The organism is Falsiroseomonas sp. RANM36 (assembly GCF_056682175.1).
Genome location: NZ_JBWXTD010000003.1, coordinates 353082 through 359871 on the forward strand (window position 1 = coordinate 353082; position 6790 = coordinate 359871).

A 6790-nucleotide genomic window follows, 5' to 3' on the forward strand; every position below is an offset into this window, starting at 1 on the left:
CCGCGCAGGCGCGCCGCGCCGCCGAAGAGGGCATCGAGGTCCCGGAGGCGGTGATGCAGAGCCTGGGGAGCACGCCGGCATGATCCGCCCGCGCTACGCGATCGGCGAGCCGGTCGCCGACTTCCACGCGCGTTCCGCGGTCAATCCGCGCTTCGCCTTCAACACCCTGGCCGGCCGCTGGCTGGTGGTGCTGATCCCCGGATCGCTGGCCGAGCCGGGCAAGGCGGAGCGTTTGGCCGCGACGATCGCGCCGCATGCGTCGCGCCTCGACACCGACAATGCCTACATGGTCGTGATCGGCACCGAGCCGGAGGACGAGCGCGCGGGACGGATCCGGGATGCCACCGGCATCCGCGTGCTGTGGGACGACGATGGCAGCGTGCGCCGCGCGCTCCGCGCCGAACCGCAGGAGGGCACGCCCTGCACCGGCTGGCTGCTGCTCGATCCCATGCTGCGCGTCTTCGGCGTCTGGCCGCTGGAGGAGGGCGCGCAGGCGATGGCGACGCTGGCGATGCTGCCGCCGCCGGCGCAGCATGCCGGCGTTCCCCTGCACGCTCCCGTCCTGATCGTGCCGCGGGTGTTCGAGCCCGCCTTCTGCCGCGAGCTGATCGCCTTCTACGAAGCCGCCGGCGGCGGCGAGAGCGGCTTCATGCGCGACGTCAACGGCAAGACGGTCGGCCTGCTCGATCCCGGCCACAAGCGCCGCAAGGACGCCGCGATCGAGGATCCCGCGATGCAGGCGAAGTTCCGCGCCCGGCTGGTGGCGCGGCTGGTGCCGGAGATCCAGCGCGCCTTCCAGTTCAAGGCCACGCGGATCGAGCGCTACATCGTCGCCTGCTACGATTCCGCCGACCAGGGCTTCTTCCGCGCGCATCGCGACAACACCACGCTCGGCACCGCGCATCGCCGCTTCGCGGTGACGATCAACCTCAACACCGGCGAGTACGAGGGCGGCGATCTCTGTTTTCCGGAGTTCGGGCCGCAGACCTACCGCGCGCCACTCGGCGGCGCGGTGGTGTTCTCCTGCTCGCTGCTGCACGAGGCGCGGCCGGTGACCCGGGGCCGGCGCTACGCGACGCTGCCCTTCCTCTACGACGACGAGGCGGCGAAGATCCGCGCGCAGAACGAGCAGTTCCTCGCCGCCCGCGCCAATGCGGCCGCCGCGGCCACCGCCCCTTGAGCGGCTTCGGGACCGAGCGCATCGCCGGCCCCGCCGCGGTGGCCGCGCTGTTCGCGCGGCGGCCGCAGGCGGTGCTGCGCCTGTTCTACCTGCCGGCGCGGCGGCGCGAGGCCGGGCCGCTCTGCAAGGAACTCGCCGCCGCCCGCAAGCCTTACCGCGAGGTGCCGCCCGAGGAACTGGCCCGCATCGGCGGCACGCCGCATCACGGCGGCATCGTCGCGGTGGCGGAGGCGCGCGCGGTGCCGGAGCTCGGCGTGCCCTTCCCGGCCGCGCTGCTCTCCGCGCGCGTGCTGCCGGTGCTGGATGCGGTGGGCAATCCGCACAATCTCGGCGCCATCGCGCGCAGCGCCGCCTTCTTCGGCTGCGCGGGCATGCTGCTCTCGGACGATGCGCGCCAGGCCGGGCTGTCGGACGCCGCCTATCGCACGGCCGAAGGCGGGCTCGAGCATCTCGCGCTCTATCGCGCGGCGAACCTGCCCGTCGCGCTGCGCGCCATGGCGCCGCGCTTCACCACCCTCGCCGCCGTCGCCCATGGCGGCGTCGCCCCCACCGCGCTGCCACGCACGAAAAACTTCGCGCTGCTCCTCGGGAATGAGGAGACGGGGCCGGGTGCGGCGGCCATCGCCGCCTGCGCGCATCGCGTGACGCTGCCCGGTTCGGGGCGTGTCGAGAGCCTGAACGTCTCGGTCGCCGCGGCGGTGCTCATCCAGGCCCTGGAATCGCTGCCGCCGTGAGCGATTGCGACATCCTGGTGATCGGCGCCGGCGCGGCCGGGATCGCCGCCGCGCGCACGGCGCTCGCGGCGGGGCGGCGCGTGCGCGTGCTGGAGGCGCGGAACCGCATCGGCGGCCGCGCGCTGACGGATACGCGCCTCGGCCTTCCCTTCGACCTCGGCGCCACCTGGCTGCATGACGCGGAGCACAACCCGCTGGCCGACCTGGCGCGAGAGCACGGCATCCCGCTCGCCGACAGCGACGCGCTGCGGCGCGAGGTCACCTTCATCGGCGGCCGGCGCATCACGGCGGCGGAGGACGCCGCCTACGACGCCGCCTGGGCCGCCTTCGAGCGCGCGATCCGCGACCGCGCTGCCCTGCCCGGCCCCGACATCGCCGCCGCCCAGGCCGCACCGCGCGGCGGCCCCTGGGACGCGACGGTCGCCGCCTGGCAGGGCCGGGTGATCGCCGCCTGGCCGATCGAGGAGATCAGCCTGCGCGACTTCGCGGCGACCCTGCTCTCCGGATCGAACCTGCTCCCGCAAGGCGGACTTGGCAGCCTGGTCGCGCGGCAGGGCGCCGGGCTGCCGGCGACGCTCGGCGCCCCGGTGGACCGGCTGCGCTGGGGCGGCCACGAGGCGGTGGCGGAAGGCCCGTTCGGCACGCTGCGGGCACGGGCGGCGATCTGCACCCTGCCGACCGCGCTGCTCGCCGCCGGGGCGCTGCGCTTCGATCCGCCGCTGCCGGCCGAGGTCATGCAGGCTGCGCAGGACCTGCCGCTCGGCGGTGCGATCAAGCTGGCACTCGCGGCCGCGGGCGCGGATCGGCTGGGCCTGCCGGACCACGCCTCCACCGACCGGATGGTTGCGGAGGGGGAGGATCTGGTTCCCATCACCTTCTGGCCGCAGGGCCAGCCCATCGCCTCCGCCTGGATCGGCGGCCGGCTGGCCCTCGACGTGGCGCGGGAAGGGCCGGCGGCGGCGGAGGCGCTCGTGCGGGCGGAGATCGCGCTGCGGCTCGGCAGCGCCGCCCCCGACGCCTTCCGGCCGGGGGCATTGGTCTCGGACTGGATCACGGATCCGTTCACGCGCGGCGCCTACAGCCATGCCCGGGTCGGCGCTGCAGGGGCGCGGGCGGTGCTGGCGGCGCCACTGGCCGGCGGGCGGCTCTGCTTCGCCGGGGAGGCCTGCCACGCGACCCTGGCCGGCACCGTCGGCGGCGCGTGGATGTCCGGCGCGCAGGCGGCGGCGCACGCCCTTGCCGCCGCGGCTTGACCCGCGCGCCGCGCCACCGAATTGATGCAGGATGTCTGAGGCAGCGACCGCCCCCCCGGATGCGTGCGAGATGACGGTGGGGCCGGAGGCGGGCGTGGTGCGGCTTTCGGGCCGGCTCGACACCCAGGCCGCCGCGGCGCTCTGGCCGAAGCTGATGGCGGAGGCCGCCGGCGGGCCGGTGGTGCTGGATCTCGCCGGCCTTTCCGCCCTCGACACCACCGGCGCCACGCTGCTGGTCACCGCGGAGGCCGCGGGCGCCGGCAACGCCATCCGCGGCGCGCCGCCCCAGGTGTCGGATGTGCTGGAGCGCGTGCGCGCCGCGCTCGCCGCGCCGCGCCCGAAGCCGGAACAGAGGCTGCCGCTGCTGGCGCGCATCGGCAAGGCGAGCTGGACTGCGGCGCGCGGCGTGCTCGACGCGGTCGCCTTCATCGGCGAGCTCGCGCTGGTGGCGCTCGGCACGCTTCTCCGCCCCTGGCGGCTGCGCGCGGGCGAGGTGATGCGCCACCTCGACGAAGCCGGCACCCGCGCCTTCCCGCTGACGCTGCTGCTCGGCTTCCTGCTCGGCGTGATCCTGGCCTTCCAGAGCGCGATCCCGCTGCGCCGCTTCGGCGCGGAGATCTTCGTGCCCAACCTCGTCGGCATCTCCCTGCTGCGCGAGCTCGGGCCGCTGATGGCGGGCGTGATCCTGGCCGGGCGCACCGGCAGCGCCTATGCCGCCGAGCTGGGCACGATGAGCGTGAACGAGGAGGTGGCGGCGCTGCGCATCATGGGGGTGGACCCGATGGCGCTGCTGGTGCTGCCGCGCGTGCTGGCGGGCATCCTGGTGATGCCGGTGCTGTCGCTGCTGCTGACGCTGGCGGGCCTTGTCGGCATGACGATGATCATGGGGCTGTTCGGCTTCCCGCTCACCACCGTCACGCAGCAGCTCTCCCGCTGGCTGCAGCTGACGGACATGCTGAGCGGGCTGCTGAAATCCTGCTTCTTCGGCCTGGCGATCGCGGCCATCGGCTGTCGGGCCGGGCTCGGCGCCGGGCGCGGCCCGCGCGCGGTGGGCGATGCGGCGACCGCGGCGGTGGTCGGCGGTATCGTCTCCATCATCCTGCTCGACGGCCTCTTCGCCGTGCTCTACGAGAGGCTAGGGCTGTGAGCGCCGCGCCGGATGCTGGCCAGGCGGTGATCCGCTGCGAGGGCGTGGCGGCGGGCTTCGGCGGCAACGTGCTGTTCCGCGACGTCTCCTTCGATGTGCGGCGCGGCGAGGTCTTCGTGATCCTGGGCGGGTCCGGCTGCGGCAAGTCCACGCTGCTCAAGCTGATGATCGGGCTGGTCCCGCCGCTGGCAGGCCGCGTGACGATCCTCGGCACCGATGTCTGGGCGACGGAGGGGAAGGCCCGGCTCGCGCTGCTGAAGCGGATCGGAGTGATGTGGCAGCAGGGCGCGATGTTCGGCTCCCTCACGCTGCTCGAGAATGTGGAGATGCCGCTGGCCGAGCACACCAGCCTGAAGCCGGCCGCACGCGCGGAGGTGGCACGCGCCAAGCTCGGCCTGGTCGGGCTCTCGGAGGCGGCCGCGCGCCTGCCGTCGGAGGTGTCGGGCGGCATGCTGAAGCGCGCGGGCGTCGCGCGCGCGCTGGCGCTCGATCCGCCGATCCTGTTCCTGGACGAGCCTTCCGCCGGCCTCGATCCGATCACCTCCGCGGGGCTCGACGCGATGATCCGCGACCTCGCCCGCACGCTCGGCACCACCTTCGTCGTGGTGACGCACGAGCTCGCCTCCATCCTGGCGATCGGCGACCGCTGCATCATGCTGGACAAGGAGGCGAAGGGCGTGATCGCGGAAGGCGACCCCCGCCGGCGGCGGGAGGAGAGCACGCAGCCGACGGTGCGCGCCTTCTTCCGGCGCGAGGCCGCATGAAGTCGAGCGCCCTCTATCTGCGCGTCGGCGCGCTGGTGGTGATCGGCGCGGCGCTCGCCTTCGGCTTCGCGCTGTTCCTCGCGGGCAACCGCGGCGGCGGGCCGACCGCCACCTTCGAGACCTATTCCAGCGAATCCGTCCAGGGCCTCGATGTCGGCGCGCCGGTGCGCTACCGCGGCGTGCCGGTCGGGCGCGTGACCCAGATAGGCCTCGTCTCGGCGGAGTATCGTCGGCCGGAAGGCGCACCCTACACGGAAGCGTTCCGCCTGGTCTTCGTCCGCTTCGTGGTGGAGACGGAGCGCGTGGGCGAGGTGCCCACGGCGGCCGAAGCGATCGGCCTCGGCCTGCGCGCGCGCATCAGCGCGCAGGGCATCACCGGCGTGAACTATGTCGAGCTCGACTTCGTGGATCCCGAGCGATTCCCCGCGCCGGCGACCCCCTGGACCCCAAGCTACCCGGTGGTGCCATCCATCCCCTCCACCGTCGCACAGGTGCGCACAGCGGCGGAGACGCTGATGCAGCGCCTGTCGGAAGTGCCGCTCGAGCAGATGATGCAGGACTTCGCCGACCTGCTGCACGCGCTGCGGGACCAGGCTTCGGGCGGCGATGCCGCGACCACGCTGCGTGAGGCCGCGCGCACCGCCGAATTGCTGCGGACGGCGGTGGAGGAGGGCGACATCGGGAAGACGCTGACCGAGCTGCGCGAGGCCGCGGAAGCGGCGCGCGGGCTGCTGGCCGGGGAGGACCTGCGCGGCGCGGTGGCCAGCATCACGGCGACGGCGACCGAGCTCCGCCGCGCGACCGCGGCATTGCCGGGCACGCTCGCCGCGCTGGATCGCACGCTGCGCACCGTCCGCACCACCACGCAGGACGTGCAGGCAGAGCTGGTGCCAATCCTGGAGAACCTGCGCGCCGTCACCACCAACCTGCGCGCCACCACGCAGCAGTTGCGCAACTCGCCCTCGCAGACGCTGTTCGGCGCACCGCCACCGCCACCGGAGCGCCGCCGATGAACCGACGCATCCTGCTCGCCCTGCCGCTGCTGTCGGCCTGCTCGGTCCTGCAGCAGCCCAACATCCCCGTGCTGCGCTACGCGCTGAGCCCGCGCCGGCCCGCCGCGCGGCAGGCGCCGCGCGATGCCGGCATCCTGCTGCTGCGCGGCGTGCGCGGGGCAGCCGGCATCCAGGATGTCGGCCTGCGCACGCTGCACCCCGATGGCGCGATCCGCCTCGCGCCCTATGACGAATGGATTGCGCCGCCCGCCGAACTGGCGGAGGCCGCGCTGCGCGCCTGGCTCTCCGCATCCGGCCTCTTCGCCGCGGTGGTCACGCCCGGCAGCCGGGCCGATGCGACGCTGGTGCTGGAAGGCGAGCTGACATCGCTGGAAGCCGTGCCGTCCGCGAACGAGGCCCGCGCCAGCCTCGCCGGCGTGCTGCTGCTGGACCGCGGCGGCGCGACGCGCGTGCTGATGACCTTCAATGTCGCCGGCACCGCGCCGCTGCCTGCCGACGCCGACGAGCCGGCGAAGGCCGCGGCGATGCAGGCAGCGCTTGGCGACGCCTTCGCGCGCCTGGAGCAGGCGATGGTCAGCGGCCTGCGGCGCTGACCGGCGCCGCGGCGTTCGCCGGCGCGGCGGCGGCGGCCGGCCGCGGCGCGGGGCCGGCGGCATTGGAGGTGATGAGCCCCCGCCGCGCGCCGCCGCGGGCCCGCCC

Annotated in this window: 7 protein-coding genes; all 7 read left to right on the forward strand. The window is 74.6% G+C overall.

Annotated elements, in window-relative coordinates; all coding sequences use genetic code 11:
- Positions 1 to 79: 79 nt before the first annotated feature.
- The 7 genes from AC1MIR_RS06490 (at position 80) to AC1MIR_RS06520 (ending at position 6684) form a co-directional block, all read left to right on the forward strand.
- Positions 80 to 1180, forward strand: a complete 1101-nt coding sequence (locus tag AC1MIR_RS06490; protein WP_480027366.1) for a 2OG-Fe(II) oxygenase family protein — start codon at positions 80 to 82, stop codon at positions 1178 to 1180.
- A complete protein-coding gene (locus AC1MIR_RS06495) occupies positions 1177 to 1914 on the forward strand; it encodes a TrmH family RNA methyltransferase (RefSeq protein WP_480027367.1) in 738 nt (245 codons plus the stop codon). The genes AC1MIR_RS06490 and AC1MIR_RS06495 overlap by 4 nt, the downstream gene beginning before the upstream one ends.
- A complete protein-coding gene (locus tag AC1MIR_RS06500; RefSeq protein WP_480027368.1) occupies positions 1911 to 3167 on the forward strand; it encodes a flavin monoamine oxidase family protein in 1257 nt (418 codons plus the stop codon). The genes AC1MIR_RS06495 and AC1MIR_RS06500 overlap by 4 nt, the downstream gene beginning before the upstream one ends.
- 70 nt (positions 3168 to 3237) lie before the next feature.
- Positions 3238 to 4314, forward strand: a complete 1077-nt coding sequence (locus AC1MIR_RS06505; RefSeq protein ID WP_480027369.1) for an ABC transporter permease — start codon at positions 3238 to 3240, stop codon at positions 4312 to 4314.
- Positions 4311 to 5078: an ABC transporter ATP-binding protein gene (locus tag AC1MIR_RS06510; RefSeq protein WP_480027370.1), complete on the forward strand. Its 768-nt coding sequence runs from the start codon at positions 4311 to 4313 to the stop codon at positions 5076 to 5078. Before AC1MIR_RS06505 ends, AC1MIR_RS06510 begins: the two co-directional genes overlap by 4 nt.
- Positions 5075 to 6091: an MlaD family protein gene (locus tag AC1MIR_RS06515; protein WP_480027371.1), complete on the forward strand. Its 1017-nt coding sequence runs from the start codon at positions 5075 to 5077 to the stop codon at positions 6089 to 6091. The genes AC1MIR_RS06510 and AC1MIR_RS06515 overlap by 4 nt, the downstream gene beginning before the upstream one ends.
- Entirely contained in the window at positions 6088 to 6684 is a 597-nt protein-coding gene (locus AC1MIR_RS06520) for an ABC-type transport auxiliary lipoprotein family protein (protein ID WP_480027372.1), read from the forward strand. Before AC1MIR_RS06515 ends, AC1MIR_RS06520 begins: the two co-directional genes overlap by 4 nt.
- The last annotated feature ends 106 nt before the right edge of the window (positions 6685 to 6790 follow it).